Below are 22,467 nucleotides of genomic sequence, written 5' to 3'. Positions count from 1 at the left end.
GCGGCTGTGCCGTACGCGATCATCGCCGAACCACCACTCGGCACGTACCGCGGTCACACTGGGGACGGTGAGGTCGACACGGTGCCCTCACCCGCTCGGCTGGCCGCCGCATTGCTGTGCGCCGCCGCACAGGGGCCGCGGGCCGTCCAGGACGGCGGCGTGCTGCGTCCGTGTGAGGTGGACCTGGCCGCGCTGCGCTGGCTGGAGGCGCATCCACCAGACGGCATTCGTGTTCCTGAGCTGCATGTGAACCGCCCGGAAGGGCTGGCGTACCGGATCCGGCTGCTGGAAAAGCGGCCGACGGGGCGAGTCTTCTCCCGTACGCCGCAACGGCTGAGTTCGGTTGCGGTGAACGGTGGTTACGCCTGGACGTGGCAGGTGGGGCCGCCGGCTGCGCTGCGGGAGGCGATCGAGGCGCTGTGCGCGGAGGTGTCGCATCTGGGCATGGCCGAGACACCGGTGCGGATGTGGGTCGGCACGGCCGAGCCCACTCACGACTTGGTTGCTGACGCGGACTGGTGGGACATTTCGGCGAGCGATCTGGACCTGGAGGTGGCGGCGCCAGGCCGTGCCGAGGCACTGGTCGCCGCCTACCAGGATGACAATGGCGCAGTGCCGTCTGCGGCCAAGGATCGGCTGGTCACCAACGAGAGCCATGTGCGGCCAACGCGGATCACGGCGGCACTCTCCCCGGCCCGGTACGCCTCTCGCCGCCCGGTGCCTGCGGCCGTGCCGTGGAACACGGCGCTGCTCGCTGAAGTCGGCACGCCGTTGACCGGTGAGGCTGATCGGGTCCGCTGGGCTGTCACCATGCACAAGGCGCTGATCAAGACGATCGGGTATGGTGCCCCGCCCGTCCTGACCGGCAAGTACGCGGCCGGTGCCGAACGCCCGGCCAACCGGTGCGCCATCCAGGCGCTCACCTGCGCCGAGGCCGCGCTCTGTGGCATCTCCGGCGCGCAGGCGGTGTTCGCGCTGCTGCTGCCCGCTGACATCGACGGGGCCGACTACCAGGTCATCAAGGGGGCCTGGGAGACGCTCACCGAAGTCCGCCCCGGGCGGCGGTTGACCTTGAGCCGGCATCGGGAAACGCGCGCAGATCAGTTCTGGAACGCGCCAGAGGAGGGGTTTGTCCGGTTGTGGCGTACGGTCCCGGCGGCCGTACCGGAAACTCGCGGGCAGGGCCGGAACTGGACGCTGACCGACGCGGTACGGCTGTCGGTCGGCCTGGTGCTCCGCGACCAGCTAGGTATTTCCCCCGGGAAGGGGGGCGCGTGGTATCGGCAGGTCGCCGATGCTGTCCGGCAGCGCGGGCTGGGCGTGAGAGATGCCATACCGGTGCGTGACGGCGACGTGAGCAGGTTCGTGCACAAGATTCCTGACGGGTTGCCGCTGCGGCCCTACCGGGCGCTTATCGACCTCGCCGACCTGGCACCGGCGCGCGGTCTGCTGGCCATTGGCCAGGCCAGGCACCTGGGCAACGGGCTGCTCATCCCCGACGACGTGCCGGCTGGGGAGGTGGCGGCGTGAGGCTGTCGATCGAGCGATTCGACGAGTACTTCTCCGCCGTGCACGGCACGGGCGAGATCAGGCCGTACGGTTGGCAGCGCCGGCTGCTAGAGCGGCTCGTCACTGACGGCCGCTGGCCCGAGGTCATCGCGGCGCCCACGAGTGCCGGGAAGACCAGTGTGATCGACATCCACATCTTCGCAGTCGCGTTGATGGCCGCCGGTGCCGCCCCACGGCTGCCGCGCCGGCTGTCGATGGTCGTCGACCGGCGGGTGCTGGTCGACGACCAGCACCAGCACGCCTGCCAGGTACGTGACCGGTTGCACGCGGCTACGGGCGGCATCTTGGCCGAGGTCGCCGACCTGCTCCGATCGCTCCTGGTCACCGAGAACGGGACGTCCCCGTTGTTGGTCACCAGGCTGCGCGGCGGAGTGCCTGCCCCAAGGGCCTGGCGCGACGATGCGACAGCCTGCCAGATCATCTGCGCGACCCCCGACATGTGGGGCAGCAGGCTCCTGCTCAGCGGCTACGGGTCCAGCCCGGCCTCCCGGCCGCGGGAGGCCGGGCTGCTCACGTTCGATTCGGTCGTGGTCGTGGATGAGGCCCACCTGTCCCGGCAGTTGATCTACACGGCCAGGCGGGTCGCGCAACTGGCCGCGATCAGCGACCGCCCGCTGCCGGTACCGGTCCTTCAGGTGGTGGAAGCGACCGCGACACCGGACCGATCCGGATCGGTCAGCCACGTCGATGTAGAGGAAGGCGACCTAGCCGACAGCCCTGTGCTCCAGCAGCGGCTGTGCCGCCCCAAGCCGGTCGAACTGCTGGAACTGCCCGTGTGGCCGATCCCGGCCAAGGGCGCCGCACGGACCAGGGCGCTGGCGACGATGGCTGAACGGGCCATCGCGCTGCGTGGGCAGTACGGGCCGACGATCGGCTGCTTCGTCAACAACGTGGCCACCGCCACCGATCTGGCCGCCCAGCTCGGCCAGGCCGGCCGAACTCGCCTGGTGTGCGGCCGGCTCCGCCCCTACGACCTGGACCGGCTACACAACACGAAGCTGCTGACTCCCGATGGTGACCCTGAGGTCGACTACGTGATCTCCACGCAAAGTCTGGAGGTCGGCGCCGACCTCGACTGGGCGGCCGCCCTAGTCGAGCTGGCCCCCGGTTCGGCCATCACCCAACGGGCCGGGCGGGTCAACCGGCGCGGCAACCGCACCGACACCCGCATCGTCGTGGCCGGGCCGGACAAACAACTCACCGACAAGACCAACGTCGCCCCATACGAGGTCGACGACCTGAACGATGCGCTGGCCTGGCTGCGCGAGCGGACCACCGATCCGGACGGGTTGGCCCCCTGGACGCTGCGCGAGCACCCCCCACCCCCTCAGCGCCGACGCCGTACCCTGCTCCAGCGGCCAGAGCTCAGCGATGCCTGGATGTGGTCGCGGACCAACGACCAGCTGTTCGCCACCGCCGACCTGGATCTATGGCTCTCCGACGACCTGGCCGACGACCTCGACGTGGGGATCGTCGTCCGCCAGGACCTGCCCGCCGACCCGGCGACCGCCATCGACCTTATCCGAGCGCTTCCCCCGCTGGACTACGAGGCCATTCCGGTCAGGATCAACATTGCCCGCGACAGGCTGGCCGAGGTCGAAACGCTCATGCTCAGGGTGCGCGACGACCAGGTGTCCATCCACACGGGCCAGGACAACGACCCCAGCCGCCCCGACCCGCAACCACAGACCGCTGATCGGGACCTGCGCCCGGGTGACATCGTCGTGGTCGGCACCAGCGCCGCGATCTTCACCGTGATCGACGACATGTCTCTGGTCGATCGGACCGGCACCGACCTGGCCAGCGATGTCCTGGAAAGCCCCGAGAAAGCCAAGGTCGGGCAGTTCGTCTTCCGACTCGGCCGCGGTTCCTGCCTCGATCCCGCGACGACCAACGACGACGAGATCAGCTCCGCGATCACGCACGTCCTCTCCGCGGCCACCGCCGATAACGCCGGGTACCTCAACAGCCGGCCCGGACGCCACAACGTGGCCGACGCGCTGGCCAAGCTCGCTCCCCTGCTGGAGGAATCGGCCGCACGCAGCATCCACGAAGCGATCAAAGCGCTCCGCGGCAGAATCAAGGACTTCGAGGTCACGACACTCGCCGACCCCGACGAGCCACCCAGCAGACTGCTCATCACCGACAACCGCCGGCTGATCCGCGACGAGGCGGCCCGCCAGCAGTGGACACCCACAGAACGCGTCACGCTCCACGCCCACGCCCACGCCGTCGCCGCCCGTGCGAAGTCCATCGGCGACCGCCTCGGCCTGGGGCCCCTCGCCGACCTGCTGTCCCTCGCCGGTCTCCACCACGACGACGGCAAAGCCCAGGCCCGCTTTCAGCTCAGCCTGGACCCTGACCAGACCAGCACCGAGCTCCTCGCCAAAAGCGGCATGACCACCCGCCGGGAGATCGACCGGGCCCGAGCCATGTCCGGCCTGCCGAGCAACTGGCGTCACGAGCAACTGTCCGTCCTCGCCTGCTGGGACGCGCTGGCCGACCTCCCCTGCGATCATCGGGATTTGGTCGCCCGCCTGGTCGGCACCAGCCACGGCCAAGGACGCCCCGGATTCCCCCACACCAGCACCGAACTCACCGGCGACCCCCGCTTCACCGATCTCGCCCGGCTGCTGTTCGACGAGGGCGAATGGGACCACCTGATCGAGCGCACCCACACGGCCTTCGGGGTGTGGGGATGCGCCTACCTGGAAGCGCTGCTCCGGGCGGCGGACGGACAAGTCTCCAGTGAGGGATCATGAACGGCGTCACGCTGAGCGGCGACCCGCGCCGCCTCATCACCCACCTGGCCCTGTACGGCCTGGCTGCGATCTGCGCCGACGCTGGCCATACCGGCCTGCGCCTCAGCTGGACACCCGGGATGAGCCCACGCCCCCATCTCGACATCTCACCGCAGATCGTCGGCCCTATCGTCCAAGCCCACGCCCGCAATCGCGGGTGGGTGAAGGAGACCATCACCCTGTCCGGCACCGCCCGCGGGCTCATGAGCCCCCGCCTCAGCGGCATCCCCGACGACGCCGGCTGGCAGCACCTCCAGGCTCGCCGCCATCAGGTCCTCGACTCGCTGACCGCCGCCGGCGCCGATCTCGACCTGCGCATGCTCGGCGCTCTCGGCGAGCCCTGCTATTGGCGTTTCGACCGAAAAGGGAAAAGGCTTCAGGACGACGCCGCCAGCCGGCTGGAACTGCAGCCCCGCAACACCGGAGCCGAATTCGTCGGCACCCGCCTCAACAAGATCGCACAAGCCGTCGCCGCCCGCACACCAGACCAGATCCTCGACGGCCTCCTCGGCGATCGGATACAAGACGAAGCCGCGGGTAACGCTCCCGACAGCCGCTCCGCAACCGGGCTGGACGCCCCTGGCCCCGCCGACAACGCCGTCGTGTGGTGCGCACTGTGGGGCATCTCCCAGATCTCGCTCGCTCTGCAAACCACCCGAGGGGCGGCCATGACCAGCGCATCCACCCACCCAGACAGACCCGAGCACTTCGCGGTGCCGATATGGCGGACCCGATGGCACCCCGCGCGGCTGCGCACCATTCTTCCCTCTCGGCAACTGACCGCCACCACCGCCGCATTCGTCCACGGCCGACTGCCGGAGGACGGCGTCAGGCAGTGGCTCACCGCCCGTGGCGTCACCGCAATCATCATCTTCCCCGTAACCATCACCGGCAGCGACAAAGCACCTGAACGCCGCGCCGGCACCGGGCAACTGCACCCGATCGGAAGCCCACAATGACCGGCCCCGCTATCGCGGCGCTCTTGGGCGCCGCCCTTCATCGAGGCGCGTCCTGCAGCTTCGAGTACAGGCCGTTGATCTGGCGTTGCGCCGCTCCTGGGCGCTGCCCCTTCATCGAGGCATCTGGGGTCACCCGTCGATGCCGGGCCCGGCGACGGTCGCGGCGCTCCTGAGCGCCGCCTTCATCGAGGCTCCTGATCCTTGAGATCTCCATAGAGGAGACACCCCACGTCGCGGCTGCGGCCCGGGCCGCGGCACTCGCCAGCGTCGCGCTCCATTGAGGCTTCGGCAGGTCGAAGGTGTCGCCCTGCCTGTTGGTCGTCGCGGCGCATTCCAGCGCCGCCCTTCATCGAGGCTTCTTCGCGTTTCCGCCGGGCGTCGTCTGGGGCGTGTCGCGGCGCTCTTGGGCGCCGCCCTTCATCGAGGCACGCTCAGGTTGCCGGAGTCGCCGCGCTGTAGGTAGTCGCGGCGTTCCTGGACGCCGCCCCTTCATCGAGGCACGCCGGTTTCAATCCGCTCGCGCAGAATGTCGTACAGTCGCGGCGCTCCTGGGCGCCGGCCTTCATCGAGGCAGGATGGCTGCCGGATCACGGCCCAGGATCTTGATCGAGGCGGCCGATTGCGGACGTAGCCCCTGGACTGGCCTGCCAGGTCGCGGCGCTCTTGGGCGCCGCCCTTCATCGAGGCGTGCCCCAGATGACGCCGTTGCGATACACGTGGCAGACGTCGCGGCGCTCGTGGGCGCCGCCCTTCATCGAGGCAGGACGTGCGCCATGGTCGCGAGCGGATAGGTGACTAGTAGCGGCGCTTTCGAGCGCCGCCCTTCATCGAGGCGCCGGATACCCCACGGCGGCGGTCTACGGCTACTACAGGTCGCGGCGCTCTTGGGCGCCGCCCTTCATCGAGGCATCTCGTCTCCGTTGGTGCCGGCCCCGAGGTTGGGTCGCGGCGTTCCTAGGCGCCGCCCTTCATCCAGGCACGATCCGCTCTCCCATCTTGGACACCAGTCCGGTGTCGCGGTGCTCCCCAGCGCCGCCCTTCATCGAGGCCCGATCTGCTCGGCCAGCGCGAGCACGGCCGCCCCGGTCGGGGCGCTCTTGGACGCCGCCCTTCATCGAGGCGGCACCGTCAACCCTCTGTCGGTGATCCTCGCCGGGTCGCGGCGCCCTTGGGCACCGCCCCTTCATCGAGGCATGGAGGAGGCGACCTTCACCAACACGGCCGCGGAGGTCGCGGCGCTCCTGGGCACCGCCCTTCATCGAGGCGTCCGAATGCCGGGCGTCTGCGTGATGCCCAGAAAATGGCGGCGCTTAACTCAGAGCCGCCCTTCATCGAGGCCAGCCAGCGGTCTGTGCTGTGTAGCGGGTGGTGTTGTCGCGGCGCTCATGGGCGCCGCCCTTCATCGAGGCGACAAAAAGGGCGGCGACCCGAAGGTCAAGCAGCTGTCGCGGCGCTCCTGGGCGCCACCCTTCATCGAGGCACCTGGGAGGAGTACGTCGCCGCCAAATCCTGGATGTCGCGGCGCTCCTTGGCGCCGCCCTTCATCGAGGCCCGTCGGCGTGGCCGCGGATGAGGTAGTCGGCCTCAGTCGCGCGCTCTTGGGGGGCCGCCCTTCATCGAGGCACTTTCCGCTCGCTCGGAGCGGCACTTGCCAAACTGGGAGTCGCGGCGCTCTTGAGCGCCGCCCTTCATCGAGGCATGGCGACGTCGGTCACCTCGTGGCCGCGGAGTTCTCGTCGCGGCTTGGGCCACCCTTCATCGAGGCTATCCGGCGCTCGGCTACAACCCTCCCCTCAAGCCGCCGCCGTGCACCTGGGCGCCACCCTTCATGGAGGCACGAAAACGGCGAAGATGAACCCAGCCAGCGGGCCGAGGTCGCGGCGCTCTTGGGCGCCGCCCTTCATCAAGGCAGGATTTGGTCGTCTTCGACCATTTTGACGCCGTCAACGTCGCGGTGCTCGTGTAGCGCCGCCCTTCATCGAGGCGGCGAGATCGGCCTGAAGTACGGCAACGAGCGCGAGTCATGTCGCGACGCTCCCAGGTCCCGCCTTCATCGACGCATGCCCAGCCGTGGGACCGTCCCAACCCGGCCCTCGTCGCGGCGCTCTCGGGCGCCGCCCTTCATCGAGGCTGGTCGACCATCTCCCGCGTCTTCCAACCGAGGATGTCGCGGCGCTCTTGGGTGCCGCCCTTCATCGAGGCCTGTCCACGCTTGGGCAGCCGATCGAGTCGCAGACTTCGCGGCGCTCCTGAGCGCCACCCTTCATCGAGGCGAGGACTGGATCTCCAGCTGGTTGACGGCAATCTGCAGTCGCGGCGCTCATGGGCGCCGCCCTTCATCGAGGCGTGGCGAAGATCGTACGGGAAGCTGGCGTCGCCCGGTCAAGGCGCTCCTGGGCGTTGCCCTTCATCGAGGCAGGCAGACCACCAACCCGGTCCGGGCCCGTACTCGCGTCGCGGCGCTCTTGGGCGCCACCCTTCATCGAGGCCTCTATGCAGGTCTCCGAGCAGGGAGATTCCCCGGGGTCGCGGCGTTCTTGGGCGCCGCCCTTCATCGAGGCACGGCGCTGTTGTTGGCCAGCGCGCCGTGCGGGGGTCGCGGCGCTCTCGGGCGCCGCCCTTCATCGAGGCCTGTGCGACATCTTCCCGGTGCGGGTGCTGTCGCAGGGGTCGCGGCGCTCTTAGGCGCCGCCCTTCATCGAGGCGCGACCAGCAGCGCCACGAGGGCGTTGACAGCTCCCGTCGCGGCGCTTTTGGGCGCCACCCTTCATCGAGGCTTCGCTAGGCCGTCGTCTCTAGGGTCAATGTCGATGTCGCGGCGCTCTTGGGCGCCGCCCTTCATCGAGGCGACCGGTGGGGCGCCACCGACGTGGTCCGGGTCCTCGTTGCGGCGCTCCTGAGCGCCGCCCTTCATCGAGGCACCCTCAGTACAGCCCCGGTACAGGTGGTGGCCGAGTCGCGGGGTGCTTGGGTGCCGCCTTTTATCGAGGCGGGATGACCTTGCCAACAACGGTGTGTTCCGGGCGTGTCGCGGCACTCTTCGGTGCCGCCCTTCATCGAGGCATCTGGGGTCACCCGTCGATGCCGGGCCCGGCGACGGTCGCGGCGCTCCTGACCGCCGCCTTCATTGAGGCGTCACATAGTCGACAGAGAGAGTAATCGTCTTGCTGGCCGCGGCGCTCTCGGGCGCCGCCCTTCATCGAGGCAACTCCCCGTCCGACCTTGACCATCCTGCCTCCCTCTTGATCTGTCGTGGTGCTCCTGGGCGCCAGCCCCTTCATCAAGGCATTTGGACACGTCACTCGTCGCCACGCTGGATCAGTCGCGGTGCTTTTGGGCGCCGCTCTTCATTGAGGCTGGATATGCAAAGATGACAGCCCAACGTCACCGGGTCGCGGCGCTCCTGGGCGCCACCTTCATTGAGGCGCCATGTCGCGCGGCGTAGCGCCTAGGTCGTTGACCGTCGCGGCGCTCTCGGGTGCCGCCCTTCATCGAGGCTTGGGCAGGTTGAACGTGGTGCCCATTCCAGTGATGTCGCGGCGCTCATGGGCGCCGCCCTTCATCAAGGCCCGTACACCTGACCATTCCTGAATCTGATGCGCAGGTCGCGGCGCTCACGGGCGTCGCCCTTCATCGAGGCAAGGAGGAGACGACCTTCACTAACACGGCCGCGGAGGTCGCGGCGCCCTTCATCGAGGCAAGTCCTCGCGGTTGATCGGGTTCGTGCGAGGCTTATGTCGCGGCACTCTTGGGCGCCGCCCTTCATCGAGGCCGGAAGGTCGGGAAGAAGCGGGAAGCGCCACCCGAGTCGGGGCGCTCATGGGCGCCGCCTTTCATCGAGGCATGTTCGACGTGGTCCAGGCCAAGAAGATCCTGATGTCGCGGCGCTCATGGGCGCCGCCCTTCATCGAGGCTCGGTGCTCTGCACCAGCTGCGTCAGCGTCATCGTGTCGCAGCCCTCTTGGGCGCGCCCTTCATCGAGGTCGAGGAAACCCCTACCGAGGGCTCGGTAGAGACTCCTCCCGACGCTTTCCAGCGCCGCTCTTCATTGAGGCCCGATGTCGATGTACGGCTGCTCACTGGCCCTGCGTCGCGGCGCTCTCCCACGCCGCCCTTCATTGAGGTAGTGCGGCATGTGAGGAAAGCACAGGTGGCATGGCGCCACCTCACCGTTCGAGGCTTGGTCAGAAGCTCTATCCTGGCCCACAACTGGCCCACAGCCAGCGAGCGTCAACGAGAACGGGCGGGACTCCATGAGACTGGAGGCCCGCCCGTTCGTACGATGTTTGCCCTGGTCAGCGGCCAGAACCGCTGATCAAGATCGAGTGCCCCCTGCAGGATTCGAACCTGCGCACCCGGCTCCGGAGGCCGGTGCTCTATCCCCTGAGCTAAGGGGGCTCGACGAGTGATAAGGCTATCAGCATCCCGGCACCACTCGGCACACGATAAAGGTCCTTGAACACATCCAGCGAAAACCACCCGTGACGACCCCACTACAGGTTACCTTGGCGCCCGTGGGCGAGGTTCTTGGGAAAGTACTGGTCGTGGACGACGACGAGGTCATCCGGCAGCTCATCGCGGTCAACCTGAACCTGGAGGGGTTCGAGGTCTCGACCGCCACCGATGGGCAGGACTGCCTTGATCGCGTGCTCGACGTCATGCCGGACGTCATCACGCTGGACGTGATGATGCCGTGCCTGGATGGGTGGACGACGGCGCAGCGGTTGCGGACCGAGGAGGCCACCAGGCACATCAAGGTGGTGTTGATCACGGCGCGGGCGCAGGACGATGATAGGCGGCGGGGGTTGGGGATCGGGGTCGACGCCTATCTGACCAAGCCGTTCGATCCGGCCGAGTTGATCCAGGTCGTACGGGATCTGGCGACGGCGGCCGGCAAGGGTTAGGGGCGGCCCGAGGCCCTCGCTCCCCCGGATCCGATGATGGGAGTGGTGGGCGTGGACGGGCGGCTTGAGCGGGCCGGGGAGCTTTATGACCGGGCCGTTTTCGGCGGGGATGTGGCCGTGCTGGAGGCCGCCGATCGCGAGCTGGACGGCGTGGAGGCTGATCTGGCGTTGGCGCGGGGGCGGGTCTTGCACGCCCGATTTCTCGATGGGCAGAGCGACGGGCAGGGCGACGAAGAGCTGGGGCTGTTCGAGAGGGCGGCGGAGCTTTATCGGGCGGTCGGGGATGTCCGCGGTGAGGGTGAGGCGCTGCTCTGGGTGGGGGTCTTCCATCAGGTCGTCCGCGGGGACGAGGCGCCCGCGGCGGCGGCCTTGGAGCGGGCCCACGAGCTGGCGACACGGACCGGCGACAAGCTGACGCTCTCGTACGTCCTGCGCCACCAGGGCATCGCCGAGCACATGGCCGGACGGCTGCCGGCGGCGCGCGAGCGGCTGGAGGAGTCGGTACGGCTGCGCAGGGAGATCGGGTTCATGACCGGGGTGGCGGCCAATCTGGTGGGGTTGGCACATATCGCTGCCGCGGAGGGGCGGCGGGAGGACGCGGTGGCGGTGCTGGATGAGGCCGCGGAGATCGCCGAGGCGGAGAGGGCGGCAACCGTGCTGGGGTGGGTCGAGGAGGCCCGGGGGCAGTTCTAGCTCGCCGCTTCTTTTGTGAAAAGTTTGCGTACGGTGGGCCGTAGCGTCTCCTCCCGAACCTAGGAAGGTCAACCGTGCGTAGCTCCATTTTCGGCAATCTCGAGTCCCAGCAGCTGCCACCCGGCTTCGCGCTCCAGAACGGCAAGATGCTGCGCGTGCAGCTGCCACACGAGGTCCTGGCCAAGCAGGGCTCCATGGTCGCCTTCCAGGGGAAGATGGACTTCGACTACGAGGGCGGCGGGCTCGGCAAGCTGTTCAAGAAGGCCGTGACGGGCGAGGGCGCGTCCCTCATGCGCGTACGCGGCGAGGGGTTGCTCTACCTCGCCGACAACGCCGACGACATCCACCTGTTCTACCTGGAGAACGAGGGGATCACCGTCAACGGGCGCAACCTGCTGGCGTTCCAGCCGCAGCTCACCTGGGACATCCAGCGCGTGCAGGGGGCCGGGATCGCGGCGGGCGGGCTGTTCAACACGACGGTCACCGGGACCGGGTGGGTGGCGGTGACCACGCACGGCACGCCGGTGCTGCTCGATGCCGCCCGCATGCCCACGTACGCCGACGGCCAGTCCGCCGTGTGCTGGAGCACGGGGCTGCATGTCGGCGTCAACCGGACGGTGAAGGTGGGGGCGCTGATCGGGCGGGGCAGCGGGGAGGCCATGCAGCTGGCGTTCAGTGGGCAGGGGTTCGTGCTGGTGCAGGCCAGCGAAGGGGCGCCCGTCGTCACCCAGTCCTGAGCCGGGCGGCTAGACAGGTAATTAGCTAATTGCCATAATGACTTTGTGCTTCTGGACGTCGATCTGGTCAAGGCGCTGGCCAATGACAAGCGGCTGCTGATCCTCGATTGGCTGCGCGATCCCGAGCGCCACTTCCCGCCGCAGCGCGACGGCGACCTCGTACGCGACGGAGTCTGCTCGCTCTTCATCGCCGAGAAGCTCGGCGTGAGCCAGCCCACCTGCGGCGAGCACCTCAAGGTGCTCGCCAAGGCGGGCCTGATCCGCGGCAAGAAGATCAAGCAGTGGGTGTTCTACCAGCGCGACGAGGATCGGATCGCCGCGGCGAAGGAGTTGTTGAGCAGTGGCTGGTGAGCTGTACGAGCGGCTGATCTCCGACATGGACGCCGCCGGCGCCCGCTACCGGGTGATCGAGCACGCGCCGGAGGGACGCACCGACCAGGTCAGCGCCCTGCGCGGGCACGACGTCGCGCAGGCCGCCAAGTGCCTGGTCGTGATGGTCAAGATCGGCAAGAAGCAGACCCGCCACGTGCTGGCCGTCGTGCCCGGCGACGCCCGGCTCGACCTGCAGGCGGTCAAGGCGCTGCTGGACGGCACGTACGTGGCCTTCGCCGCCAAGGACAAGGCCGAGGAGCTGGCCGGCAGCGTGAGCGGGACCGTGCTCCCGTTCAGCTACGATCCCCGGCTCGAGCTGATCGCGGACCCGACGCTGCTCGACCAGCCCGAGCTGTACTTCAACGCCGCCAGGCTCGACCGGTCCCTCGCACTGGCCACCGACGACTACGTGCGGCTGGCCGAGCCCAGAGTGGCACCCATCACCCTCAACTAGGAGCAGGTGGGCGTGGGGGCGGTGTTCGTGCCGCTCCACGAGCCGGTGAAGCCGAACGTGGTCGAGGCCCCCGGCGCGAGCGAGCCGTTCCAGGCCACGTTGCGCACGGTCACCGCGGAGCCGTTCGCGCTCAGCGTGCCGTTCCAGAGCTGGGTGATCCGCTGCCCGTTCGCGAACGTCCACTGCACCGTCCACGCGCTCATGGCCGAGGCGCCGGTGTTCTTGACGGTGACCTCGCCCTGGAAGCCGTCCTGCCACTGGTTGGTGCTCTTGTACGTCGCCGTGCAGCCACCCCCGGTGGTGGGGGTGACGGTGGGCGTCGCGGTGGGGGTGATCCCCGACAGGGCGTTCACCAGGGGCGGGTACCACTTGTCGGACATCTTCTGGTCACCGGCCGAGTTCGGGTGCACGCCGTCGTAGGTGTCCGTGCTCGTGCTGAACCCCGTCCACTGGTCCACCACGGTGATCGGCGACTGCTGCGTGGTGGTCGCGGCCGCCCAGGCGGGGATGGCGTTGTTGAAGTTCACGGCGCGCTGGCCGCAGTCGGCGCAGGTGGACGGGTTCATGGGGATGATCTTGGCGACGAGGATCTTCATGTTGGGGTTGCTCGCCCGCATCTGGTTCACGAGCGTGGTGAACGCGCTGAGGATCGTCGCCGGCGCGATGTTGCTCCACACGTCGTTCGTGCCGAGGTGCATCAGCACGATGTCGGGCTTGGTCGCGGAGAGCCAGCCGGGCAGCTGGTTCTGGTTGGCGATGTTGGTGGCCAGGTAGCCGCCGTGGCCCTCGTTGTCGCCGTCGTACGAGACGCCGCAGCCCTGCGGCGGGAGGGTGCCGACGAAGTCGATGTTGGTGTGGCCGGTGCTCTGGAGCCGGTTCCAGAGCAGGGCCCGCCAGCAGCCCGGAGAGCCGGTGATCGAGTCGCCCAGGGGCATGATCCGGGTGGCGGCGGCACCGCTGGCCTGCGTGGTCGTCGCGAATAACACCGCCGCGGCGAACGCCAGCATCGCCGCCAGCAAGGTGCTGGTCCTGCGCATCGTCTGCTCTCCCGTCGTAGCCTGCGCAGATCGTAAGGACGGCGCCGGTACGGCGGGAAGGCGGCGGGCCACGCCCGGGGCGGCGACCTGCGCGAACGCCGGGATCGGTGTGTAACTTTCAGGCCCGGCCTCCGCGGATCACGGCGCACGGGCAGGAGGCGTGGGCGGGTGACTTTCAGGCCCGGTGCCGGCGGGCGGGCAGGAGGCGTGGGCGGGTGACTTTCAGGCCCGGCCCCGGCGGATCACGGCGAGCGGGCAAGGGGCGTGGTGGAGCATGGCCTGGCTGATCGAGCCCATGAGCATCCCGGCGAGCTGGCTGCGCCCGTGCGTGCCGACCACCAGCAGGTCCGCGTCGGCCGCCGCCTCCCGCAGCACCTCGACGGGGTGGCCGTGCACGATCTCCGGCACCACCTCCACCCCCGGATGCCGCTCCCGGTGCCCCGCCAGCAGCTCGTCCAGCTCACGCGACTGGTCCAGCTCGCCCTCGCGGCCGGCCGGCTCGAACCCGCTCGGATGCGGCCAGGCCCACGCGTGTACGGCGCGCAGCTTCGTACCGCGCAGTTCCGCCTCGGCGAACGCGAAGCCGAGCGCCCGCACGCCCCCGGGGGAACCGTCGACCCCCACCACGATCTCGCCGCGCGGGGTCGAGGGGCGGGCGCGTACCAGGACGACGTCCGTGACCGCGTGCGCGGCGACACCGTACGCGACGGACCCCACCAGCAGCCCGCGCACGCCGCCGACGCCCCGGCTGCCGGTGACCAGCAGCTCGGCGTTCTCCGAGATCTTGACCAGGGCGGAGCGGGGGTCGCCCGGCAGCAGGACGGTCTCCACCGTGATCTGCGGCCGCTCCCGCAGCGCGCGGTCCCGTGCGGAGACCAGCACCGATCTCGCGCTCTCGCGCAGCCACCGGCCGACCTCGGCGTAGTGGCCGTCGCCCTCCTCGCACACCCACTTCGGAACGGCGTGCGCCACGGTAAGCGGCACCTGTCTCAGCGCCGCTTCCGTGGCGGCCCAGCCGGCGGCGTCCAGCCCGGTTCTCGAGCCGTCAACGCCCACGATGATCATGGAACTGGCTCCTCAGGTGAAGGCGTAGCACTCCACCTCGGCGCGGCGGTACGTCAGCCCCGCGGAGACGGACTCGCGAACGCACTGGCGTTCGGCCTTACTGAGCTTGAGCGTGCCGCATACGGTCACGCCGGAATACGTGCGACAGTCGAGCGTCTTGTCGTATTTGCCGATGCGGTACATCTCCTTGACCGCCTCACGGCACTTCGCCTTGCCCTGGTCGGCATAGCGGCACTGGGAGATGAGGGTGTCGTACTGCTGCTGACTCACTTCGTGTTGGGCGGTACCGTCTCCGAAGGCGGCGGTCACGCCGGACGTGGCCATGACCACGAGTCCTGCGACAGCGGCGATCTTTTTCATATGTCCCCTGATGGGAGCATACCGCCCAGGGCCTTCGCCAAACCTCGTGCGATCTCCCGCAGGCGGGGTAGGGCTCAGATTGAAGATTCCTTCGACCCCTCTCGGAGGAGGTAGAAATGGGCACATCGGGAGTCGACAAGACAGTCCAGGACGTGATGCACCGCGGAGCGCAGTGCGTCGGCGAACACGACACCCTCCGCACGGCCGCGCAGATGATGCGTGACCTCTCAGTCGGCGCGTTGCCGATCTGCGGGGACGACGACCGGCTCAAAGGGATCATCACCGACCGCGACATCGTGATCAAGTGTTGCGCCGAGGGCAAGGACATCGACCAGACCACCGCGAGCGAGCTCGCACACGGGCTGGTCTGGGTGGAGGCCCGCAGCAGCGTCGAGGAGGCGCTGCAGAAGATGGAGCAGCACCAGATCAAGCGGCTGCCCGTGATCGAGAACCACCGGATCGTGGGCATGGTTTCCGAGGCCGATCTGGCGAAGGAGCTGCCGGACAACAAGCTCGCCGAGTTCGTCCACCGCGTCTACGCACCCGCGTAAACGCGATCTATCAGATGCGAGGGGGTCCCAGAGCGGGGCCCCCTCACCATGTGAAAGCAGAGACGGATGTGCAACCTTTCGTCCCATGGCCGGCATTGGTAAGGGGCGAGAGGAGAGAGCACATTGGATCGTGACGACGGCTTCCGCGAGTTCGTGCTCGCCCGCCAGCAAGCGCTGATGCGGACCGCGTACCTGCTCGTGGGGGACGCCCACCTCGCCGAGGACCTGCTGCAGAGCGTCCTGACCAAGATCGTGAAGCACTGGCCCAAACTCGCCAAGGAGGGCAATCCCGAGGCATACACGCGTAAGGCCCTGGTCAACCAGTACCTCGCCTGGCGGCGCCGTCCCCGTCCCGAGGTGCTGAGCGCCGCACCGCCCGAGCGGGCCGCCTCCTACGACAACGCCACGCTCGACCGGATCGTCCTGCGCCAGGCGCTGGCCAAGCTGACCCGCAAGCAGCGGGCGGTGATCGTGCTGCGCTACTGGGAGGACCTCACCGAGGCGCAGACGGCCGAAGCGCTCGGCTGCTCGATCGGCACCGTCAAGAGCCAGACCCACCATGCCCTCGCCCGCCTGCGCGCGCTCGCGCCGGAGCTGGCTGACCCGTACCTTCAGGAGGTAGTTCGATGACCAGGCTGCGCGAGGCGCTGAGCGGTCTCGCGGAGGAGGCGCCGCTGGTGAGCCTGGCCGACGCGGCCATCGCCGGTCACCGGCGCAGGCGGCGCGCCACGATGGCGGCGACCACCGTCGCGACCATCGCGGCGCTGGTGGCGTCGGTGGCGGTCGGGGCGGTGGTCTGGCCCCGTGACGCCTATCCGGCCGCCCCCCAAAGTGCCGACACGGTGGCCGACCTTCCCGACGGGAAGGTGGGGGCGGTCGAGTACGGGTACAAGACGCCCTGCGACGTGTCCGAGGACCAGCAGGTCATCAACTGCCGCGTCCAGGAATGGCGGGTGGTCACCCGAGCCGGCACGACGTACCGGGTGCCGCAGGCGCTGGTATCCACCCGCAAGGGCGGTTACAGCCCCATCGCGATCAGCCGGGACGGGCGCATGCTCGCCTACTACAGCCGCGAGGCCCAGGCCCACGTGGTCCGCGACCTGACGACCGGCACCGTGACGACCTCCCCCTTCAAGGTGAAGGAGGAGCAGATCCAGATCGGCACCCAGCTCGTCGTCTCCGACGACGGCCGGTACGTGGGTTTCGATCCGCGCGTGGGGAGCAAGAGGGACACCGGGCTGGTGATCGACGTGCGCACGGGCAAGACGGTGCGGGTCCCCGACAAGTTCGAGATCATCAGCATCAAGGACGGCATCGCCGAGCTGGTCCGCTACGTCAAGACCGACATGTGGCTGATGCCCGTCATCGGCGGAGGCAAGCCGGTGCGCTTCGACGGCACGTTCATTCTCTTCAGCGAGATCGCTCCGGACGGCCGCACGCTGGTCGCCCACGACTACGACGACTACAAGAGCAAAAAACTGACGCTCACCGTCCTCGACGCCAAGACCGGGCGGATCGTGCGGAAGGTGCCGGTCCGCGGCCTGCCGAAGAACAGCGGCTTCCAGGGCGCCACCGTCTGGCAGAGCCCGTCCGAGGTCGTGATCGTCAGCGGGAGCAAGCACTACAGCACCTACGTGGTCAACATCCAAACCGGAAAGGCCCGGCACCTGGCCGACTATGACAACGGGCGCATGAACGGCCTGATCCTGCCTGGAAAGGCCAGCGGGAAGTAGCGGCTCAGGGCGAGACCCGTCTCGCCCTGAGCGGAGATCAGCGGATCCTGGCCAGGTCGATGATCATGTACTGGTCCTTGAGCTGATAGGACACCAGGCCGCCGTCGAGGATGTTCGGCTCCACCCCGGTCATCCGGCCCTTGCCGCTCGGCCGCAGGCCCAGGTCGCCCTGCTTGCCGGTGGCCAGATCGAGCAGCACCTGACCGCCCGAGGCACCAGGCGGATCGGCGGCCAGGAACCGGTCGTCGCCCAGCCCGAGCACCGGGGAGCCCGGCAGGTCCCGTTCGCGCGAGCCGTCGCGCAGCCGGTAGAAGCGCGTGTCGTCGGGCCTCATGCCGACGCACGTCGTCACGCCGCACCTGACGTACCTCTCCCCCGGCCGGACGACCGCGTTGCTCGCCTGCCCGGTCTCGGCGTTGAGCAGCTCCCGGAAGCTGGACTCGCGGTCCTGCCTGTAGTCGCTCGGCGTCGCCACCCACGGCCAGCGCAGGATGTGGTGCCGCTCCGCGCCGGCGACGGGGGTCACGCTCCCGCCCCTCAAAGGGAACGTGAAGACTCCGCCGTCGACGAGTGAGAACGCCACCCGGTCGCCGGCCACGGCCAGCTTCTCGCTGCGCGCCCTGACCGGGCCGCCGGTGTCGATGGCGGCGGGCTTCCCGCCGGAGACCGGCACCGACCAGAATCGCGTGTGGTCGTTCTTGTCGATCATCTGCCAGACGATCCGGCCCGCGCCGACCGCGAAGTAGGAGGAGTACTCCCACTTCGCGGAGGGAATGTCCGCGATTTTCCGGGTCCGGCCGGTGCCGAGATCGTAGGCGTGAATCGCGTCGGCCCGCCCGTCGCTCTTCGGCGTCCACAGGAGCACCGTGCGATCGTCGATGAAGATCAGCGGGCGGAAACCCGGCAGGTTCGGGAGCTGCCGGGGGATCTTCCAGACCGCGTCGGGCCAGACCTGCTCGACGGGGTCGGGTGACCTGGTCTGGGCGGGTCGCGCCTCGTCCGCGCCGCGCAGCGTCACGCCGAGCCCGCCCGCGACGACCACCACGGCGACCGCCGCCACCAGCGTGCGCGTACGCGTCCTGCGGCGGCGCGAGCGGGCCGCGATCCGGCCGGGGAAGCCGGTCGGGGCCTGCGGCGCCCCCTCGGCCGCGCGGCCGAGCACCCGGCTCAGGTCGTCTTCCAGCTCCGTGCTCATGGGGCGCTCCTCCTCGCGGGCGTACGGTGGGCGATCGCGGAACGGAGCTTGGCCAGGCCGAGCGACGCGTGGCTGCGTACGGTCCCCTGGGAGATGCCGAGGACGCCGGCGATCTCAGCGTCGTGGAGCTGCTCATAGAAGCGCAGGACGAGGACGGCGCGCTGCTTGCGTGGCAGCCCTTCGAGCGCCTGCCAGAGCTCCTGGTCGGCGTCGGAGGGCAGCACGTCCTCGATCGGCGTCTCCGGCAGGGCCCAGGCGAGCTGCTCGCGGCGGCGCCGCCGCCAGGCGCTGATGTGCAGCCTGGCCATGATCGCCTTGGTGTAGCGCTCCGGGTCCTCCTTCCTGCGCACCCGCGCCCACGCGCGATGCAGCCTGACCAGCGCCTCCTGCGCCAGATCCGCCGCGTCGTGCGGATTGCCGCTCAGGGCGTAGCCGTAGCGCAGCAGCGCGTTGGCGCGTTCGGCGACGAACTCCGCGAACCGGGGGTCGTCTTCCACTGACATCGCCTTTCCGTGATCCGTCTCCCCTCAGACGGACCTGGCGCTGGATTTGTTGAATGGAGGGGGAATCATCACCCCGTCAGATGCGGTCGGCGGCGATGAGCAGGTACTGGAAGCTGCCGTCCTTGTACGCCTCGAGGAACGCCTGCTCGATCCCCGTCGCGAGGTGGGTCTTGGCGCGCAGCTCCCAATAGGGGATGGTCGCGGCGGTGAGGTCGATGACGTCGATGGGGACGAGGCGGTTGGCCGCCATCTCCTTGAAGTAGGTGCTACGGGGGTGGATGTCGCAGATGTAGTGGGCGTTGATCTGGCTCACGGCGCGCGAGGGCAGGCCGTAGGCGTCGTTGTAGCAGCCGGTGATGCACACGTACCGGCCGCCGCGGCTCAGGAGGCGGGCGTGCGCGGCGAACAGCAGCGACAGCTCGACGTACATCGTGCTCTCGTTGTTCCAGATCGCCTGGAACGATCCAGGCTCGAAGCCGGTGTCGAGCATGTTGCGGAAATGGAAGCGCACCTTGTCGGACACACCGCGCTTTTCCGCCTGTTCGTTGGCGAAGGCCACCTGGGACTCGGAAATGGACACGCCGTCGACCTGGCAGCCGTACCTGCGGTTGACCAGGAGGCTGGAGCCGCCCCGGCCGCAGCCGGCGTCCATGACCCGGTGCTCCGGCCGCAGGGCGCCGAGCTGGCTGATGAGGAGGTCGGCCTGCGCGTGCTCGAGCCGGTGCAGCTCCTCGATGACGCGTTTCTCGCGGGTGTCTTCCGGGCCTTCAAGGACCGACCAGTCCACCTCGCCGACGCCATAGTGGTGGTGGTAGATCCCGTCGACCTCACCCAGGCGGAGGTTGACCGGGTTCTTCTCGGTGTTCCAGTAGTCGGCGACGGAGTGCTGGTAGTAGGTGCTGAGTACGGGACTGGCCGTCATCGGCAATGCTCCTCTCTCTAGGACTTGTAGCGGCTGGTGGTGTCGTGCCATTCGACGCAGCCGGCCATCCAGCCCTGCGCCCCGCGCAGGAACCGCTTCAGCTCGACGGACGGGATGGCGTCGAGCGCTCGCCGGCTGGCCTCGAACCCTCTGACGAAGTCGTTGTGCATGGCCACGGCGCGTTCGGTCGCCTCGCGGATGGGGCAGCCCTCCTCGGCGGCGATCAGCAGGATCACGTTGGAGTCGGGCAGCTCGTCGGCCGCCTCCTTGGCGACGGAGTGCAGGTCGTTGACGAGGACGCTGGCGGTGCCCGCTTGCATGAGCGCAGTGTGGAACCTCCTGTCGGCGAAGAGATTGGCGGGCAGCTCGTACGCGCCCACGATGTCGATGAGCGTCATGGACGTGTAGAAGCTGTCGTGCTGCCGGGCCGCGAGGTAGCGCCACACGGGCGGCGGCGTCTCCAGGTAGCGCCAGGCGGCGTAGGCGGCCCAGCTCACGTACATCTGGGAGGTGATGTTGCAGATCCGCATGACCTGCGACGGGGTGGCGTGGCGGGTGATGTGGCTGACGGACGACCGCAGGGAGACCAGGACGGGGTCGGCCTCGATCGCCTCCTCGAGCTGGCGCGTGTAGTCGCCCGCGGGCGGAGGCGGGTCCATGGCCGAGGTCACGAGGGCGAGGCGCGGCGGCAGCTCCGTCGGCGTGGCGCCCAGCTCGGTCTCGTCGGCGTAGTAGTCGTCGGCCGCCCACCAGGCGGCGTTCGTCTGCGCCGCGATCAGCAGCAGGTCGGGGTCGTCGGCGTCGGGATGGGCGAGCATGGCCAGCCGCCCGTAGCCGGTCGCGCCGAACTCCTCCATGCGCCCCTCGTGCAGGCCGATCCGCTCCGCCCACGCCAGCAGCCGCCGGTCCACCTCGTCGGCCAGCGCCTGGTCGTTCCTGACGAGCTCGGGGCAGTAGAGCGGCGGATAGGTCCCGTCGCCCCACTGCCGTTCCCGGTAGGGCAGCGGGGCGAGACTGTGGCGGTAGGCGGCGCCGCGCGCCGCCTGCGCGGGGTCCATCGGAGCGGGCCTGGGCGGCTCGTGCCCGTCCCGTTCGTCGGGCCGTGGCACGGGATGGCGGTCGAAGAGCGGAAAGCGCAGCGCGGAGGTGCCCAGACCGGTGGGACCTGCTGCGATCTCGGGCATGACGCGCCCCTTCCTGGAGTCGAGCCGGAGTCGAGCGGTCAGGAGCGCGGCGCGGAGACGTCGACGTTCTCGAGGATGCCGATGGCGTCGGGCACCAGGATCGCCGCCGAGTAGTAGGCGCTGACCAGGTAGGACATCACGGCCTGGGCGTTGATGCCCATGAAGCGGGCGTTGAGCCCCGGCTCGTGCTCCTCCGGCAGGCCGGTCTGGTAGAGGCCGACGACCCCTTGGTCCTCCTCACCCGTACGCAGGGCCAGGATGGAGGTGGTCTGGTGCCCGGAGATCGGGATCTTGCCGCAGGGGAAGATCGGGATGCCGCGCCAGGCCGGAATCTCGTGGCCGTCGACGTCCGCGCTGCCCGGCACCAGCCCGCGCTTGTTGCACTCCCGGAAGAACGCGGCGATCGCCTTGGGGTGGGCGAGCAGCATCTTGGTCTTGCGGCGCATGCTGATCAGGTCGTCCAGGTCGTCGGGGGTCGGCGGGCCGGACCAGGTGCTGATCCGCTGGTCGTAGTCGGTGTTGTGGAGCAGGCCGAACTCGCGGTTGTTGACCAGCTCCCACTCCTGGCGCTCGCGGATCTCGTGGACCGTCAGGCGCAGCTGCTGTTCGAGCTGGCTCATGGGGTCGTTGAAGAGGTCGGCCACGCGGGTGTGGACCCGCAGGATGGTCTGCGTGACGCTGAGCTCGTACTCGCGGGGCCGGATGTCGTAGTCGACGAACGTGCCGTCGATGACCGGCTCGCCCACGTGCCCGGAGGCGAGCGCGACGGCCGCCTCGCCGCGGCGGTTGACCGGCTTGCGCGTCTCCTCCAGGTAGTGGACGACGTGCTCGCGCAGGGCGGGGGTGTCGCCGAGCAGCTGCTGGATCTCGTGGCGGGGCGCCACCAGGATCGTGCCGGAGGTGGCGGCCCTGACCGTGAACGGCCACCGGGGGCTCTCCTGCACGAGCGCGTCGTCGCCCAGGTGGGCGCCGTCGGTGATGACGCCGAGGAGCTGCGCGTCGCCGTACGCGCCGGCGGCCAGCCGTTCGAGCCGGCCGTGGGCGATCACGTAGGTGTCGGTGACCGGGGTGCCGGCCTCGGCGATGACCTCCCCCGCCTGGAACTCGCGCGGCGCGAACGTCGAGGCGATCGCCGCCAGCGCGTCGAGGTCGTCGAACCCGCGCAGCAAGGGCAGCTCCTGGAGCGTCTGCGGGACGATGAGCACGTCATCCGCCCCGTTGAGCACCACGCTCACCCGGCCGCGGCCGATGTGGTGCGTCAGCCGGCGGTTGACGCGGTAGGTGCCGCCGCGCACGTCGACCCACGGCAGCCGGCGCAGGAGCCAGCGGGAGGTGATGGCCTGCATCTGCGGGCGCGTCTTGGTGGTGGTGGCCAGGTTGCGCGCGGCCCGGGTGTCCAGGCTCAACCGAGGCTCCGTCGACATTTTC

General features: G+C 69.3%; 19 protein-coding genes and 1 tRNA gene. 11 read left to right on the top strand and 9 right to left on the bottom strand.

The features are described from left to right. The first annotated feature begins 6 nt into the window (after positions 1 to 6). Genes csb2 through H4W80_RS43335 form a run of 3 tightly spaced genes read left to right on the top strand, consistent with a single transcriptional unit; the run spans position 7 to position 5,329 of the window. Entirely contained in the window at positions 7 to 1,530 is a 1,524-nt protein-coding gene (csb2, locus tag H4W80_RS43345; RefSeq protein WP_192790372.1) for a type I-G CRISPR-associated protein Csb2, read from the top strand. Next, positions 1,527 to 4,331: a type I-G CRISPR-associated helicase/endonuclease Cas3g gene (cas3g, locus tag H4W80_RS43340; protein ID WP_318787322.1), complete on the top strand. Its 2,805-nt coding sequence runs from the start codon at positions 1,527 to 1,529 to the stop codon at positions 4,329 to 4,331. Before csb2 ends, cas3g begins: the two co-directional genes overlap by 4 nt. Then, positions 4,328 to 5,329, top strand: a complete 1,002-nt coding sequence (locus H4W80_RS43335) for a hypothetical protein (protein WP_192790371.1) — start codon at positions 4,328 to 4,330, stop codon at positions 5,327 to 5,329. Before cas3g ends, H4W80_RS43335 begins: the two co-directional genes overlap by 4 nt. Before the next feature lie 4,326 nt (positions 5,330 to 9,655). Here H4W80_RS43335 and H4W80_RS43330 read toward each other — a convergent pair. Continuing rightward, positions 9,656 to 9,727: transfer RNA gene (locus H4W80_RS43330), tRNA-Arg, on the bottom strand. Between the two features lie 116 nt (positions 9,728 to 9,843). Between H4W80_RS43330 and H4W80_RS43325 the strand changes: the two genes are divergently transcribed. The 5 genes from H4W80_RS43325 to H4W80_RS43305 all read left to right on the top strand — a co-directional run bounded on the left by H4W80_RS43325 (position 9,844) and on the right by H4W80_RS43305 (position 12,489). After that, positions 9,844 to 10,233, top strand: coding sequence for a response regulator transcription factor (locus H4W80_RS43325; protein ID WP_192790370.1), 390 nt, complete (start codon positions 9,844 to 9,846; stop codon positions 10,231 to 10,233). Between the two features lie 33 nt (positions 10,234 to 10,266). Continuing rightward, on the top strand, positions 10,267 to 10,926 hold the full coding sequence (locus H4W80_RS43320; RefSeq protein WP_225963972.1) for a hypothetical protein: 660 nt from the start codon (positions 10,267 to 10,269) through the stop codon (positions 10,924 to 10,926). A gap of 74 nt (positions 10,927 to 11,000) precedes the next feature. Further along, entirely contained in the window at positions 11,001 to 11,663 is a 663-nt protein-coding gene (locus H4W80_RS43315; RefSeq protein ID WP_185071157.1) for an AIM24 family protein, read from the top strand. A 45-nt stretch (positions 11,664 to 11,708) separates the two neighbouring features. Beyond that, positions 11,709 to 12,014 carry an ArsR/SmtB family transcription factor gene (locus tag H4W80_RS43310; RefSeq protein ID WP_318787321.1) on the top strand — a complete coding sequence of 102 codons (306 nt, stop codon included), beginning with the start codon at positions 11,709 to 11,711 and terminating at the stop codon, positions 12,012 to 12,014. Then, positions 12,004 to 12,489: a YbaK/prolyl-tRNA synthetase associated domain-containing protein gene (locus H4W80_RS43305; protein ID WP_318787320.1), complete on the top strand. Its 486-nt coding sequence runs from the start codon at positions 12,004 to 12,006 to the stop codon at positions 12,487 to 12,489. The genes H4W80_RS43310 and H4W80_RS43305 overlap by 11 nt, the downstream gene beginning before the upstream one ends. On the opposite strand, the gene H4W80_RS43300 is transcribed toward H4W80_RS43305, so the two are convergent. From H4W80_RS43300 to H4W80_RS43290, 3 genes are all read right to left on the bottom strand, one after another. Beyond that, positions 12,486 to 13,526: a cellulose binding domain-containing protein gene (locus H4W80_RS43300; RefSeq protein ID WP_192790369.1), complete on the bottom strand. Its 1,041-nt coding sequence runs from the start codon at positions 13,524 to 13,526 to the stop codon at positions 12,486 to 12,488. The two genes, H4W80_RS43305 and H4W80_RS43300, sit on opposite strands and share 4 nt — an antisense overlap. A gap of 222 nt (positions 13,527 to 13,748) precedes the next feature. Next, a complete protein-coding gene (locus H4W80_RS43295) occupies positions 13,749 to 14,591 on the bottom strand; it encodes a universal stress protein (RefSeq protein WP_192790368.1) in 843 nt (280 codons plus the stop codon). Positions 14,592 to 14,603: 12 nt separating this feature from the next. Further along, positions 14,604 to 14,951 carry a hypothetical protein gene (locus tag H4W80_RS43290; RefSeq protein ID WP_225963971.1) on the bottom strand — a complete coding sequence of 116 codons (348 nt, stop codon included), beginning with the start codon at positions 14,949 to 14,951 and terminating at the stop codon, positions 14,604 to 14,606. A 116-nt stretch (positions 14,952 to 15,067) separates the two neighbouring features. On the opposite strand from H4W80_RS43290, the gene H4W80_RS43285 reads away from it, so the two are divergent. From H4W80_RS43285 to H4W80_RS43275, 3 genes are all read left to right on the top strand, one after another. After that, positions 15,068 to 15,502: a CBS domain-containing protein gene (locus H4W80_RS43285; protein ID WP_192790367.1), complete on the top strand. Its 435-nt coding sequence runs from the start codon at positions 15,068 to 15,070 to the stop codon at positions 15,500 to 15,502. Between the two features lie 123 nt (positions 15,503 to 15,625). After that, positions 15,626 to 16,132 carry a SigE family RNA polymerase sigma factor gene (locus H4W80_RS43280; protein ID WP_192790366.1) on the top strand — a complete coding sequence of 169 codons (507 nt, stop codon included), beginning with the start codon at positions 15,626 to 15,628 and terminating at the stop codon, positions 16,130 to 16,132. After that, entirely contained in the window at positions 16,129 to 17,235 is a 1,107-nt protein-coding gene (locus H4W80_RS43275; RefSeq protein WP_192790365.1) for a WD40 repeat domain-containing protein, read from the top strand. Before H4W80_RS43280 ends, H4W80_RS43275 begins: the two co-directional genes overlap by 4 nt. A 37-nt stretch (positions 17,236 to 17,272) precedes the next feature. Here the strand turns inward: H4W80_RS43275 and H4W80_RS43270 are convergent, their stop codons facing one another. The 5 genes from H4W80_RS43270 to H4W80_RS43250 form a co-directional block, all read right to left on the bottom strand. Continuing rightward, positions 17,273 to 18,430 (bottom strand): hypothetical protein, encoded by a 1,158-nt coding sequence (locus H4W80_RS43270; RefSeq protein WP_192790364.1) that lies wholly within the window; start codon positions 18,428 to 18,430, stop codon positions 17,273 to 17,275. Next, positions 18,427 to 18,933 (bottom strand): SigE family RNA polymerase sigma factor, encoded by a 507-nt coding sequence (locus tag H4W80_RS43265; RefSeq protein WP_225963970.1) that lies wholly within the window; start codon positions 18,931 to 18,933, stop codon positions 18,427 to 18,429. The genes H4W80_RS43270 and H4W80_RS43265 overlap by 4 nt, the downstream gene beginning before the upstream one ends. 76 nt (positions 18,934 to 19,009) lie before the next feature. Beyond that, positions 19,010 to 19,855: a geranyl diphosphate 2-C-methyltransferase gene (locus H4W80_RS43260; protein ID WP_192790363.1), complete on the bottom strand. Its 846-nt coding sequence runs from the start codon at positions 19,853 to 19,855 to the stop codon at positions 19,010 to 19,012. 17 nt (positions 19,856 to 19,872) lie between these two features. Beyond that, positions 19,873 to 21,039 (bottom strand): family 2 encapsulin nanocompartment cargo protein terpene cyclase, encoded by a 1,167-nt coding sequence (locus H4W80_RS43255; protein ID WP_192790362.1) that lies wholly within the window; start codon positions 21,037 to 21,039, stop codon positions 19,873 to 19,875. Between the two features lie 38 nt (positions 21,040 to 21,077). Then, positions 21,078 to 22,463: a family 2B encapsulin nanocompartment shell protein gene (locus H4W80_RS43250; protein ID WP_192790361.1), complete on the bottom strand. Its 1,386-nt coding sequence runs from the start codon at positions 22,461 to 22,463 to the stop codon at positions 21,078 to 21,080. Between the last annotated feature and the right edge of the window lie 4 nt (positions 22,464 to 22,467).

This window comes from Nonomuraea angiospora (assembly GCF_014873145.1).
GTDB classification, from domain to species: domain Bacteria; phylum Actinomycetota; class Actinomycetes; order Streptosporangiales; family Streptosporangiaceae; genus Nonomuraea; species Nonomuraea angiospora.
The sequence above is the reverse complement of the archived record's forward strand: the minus strand, read 5'-3'. Positions and strand labels throughout refer to the sequence as shown.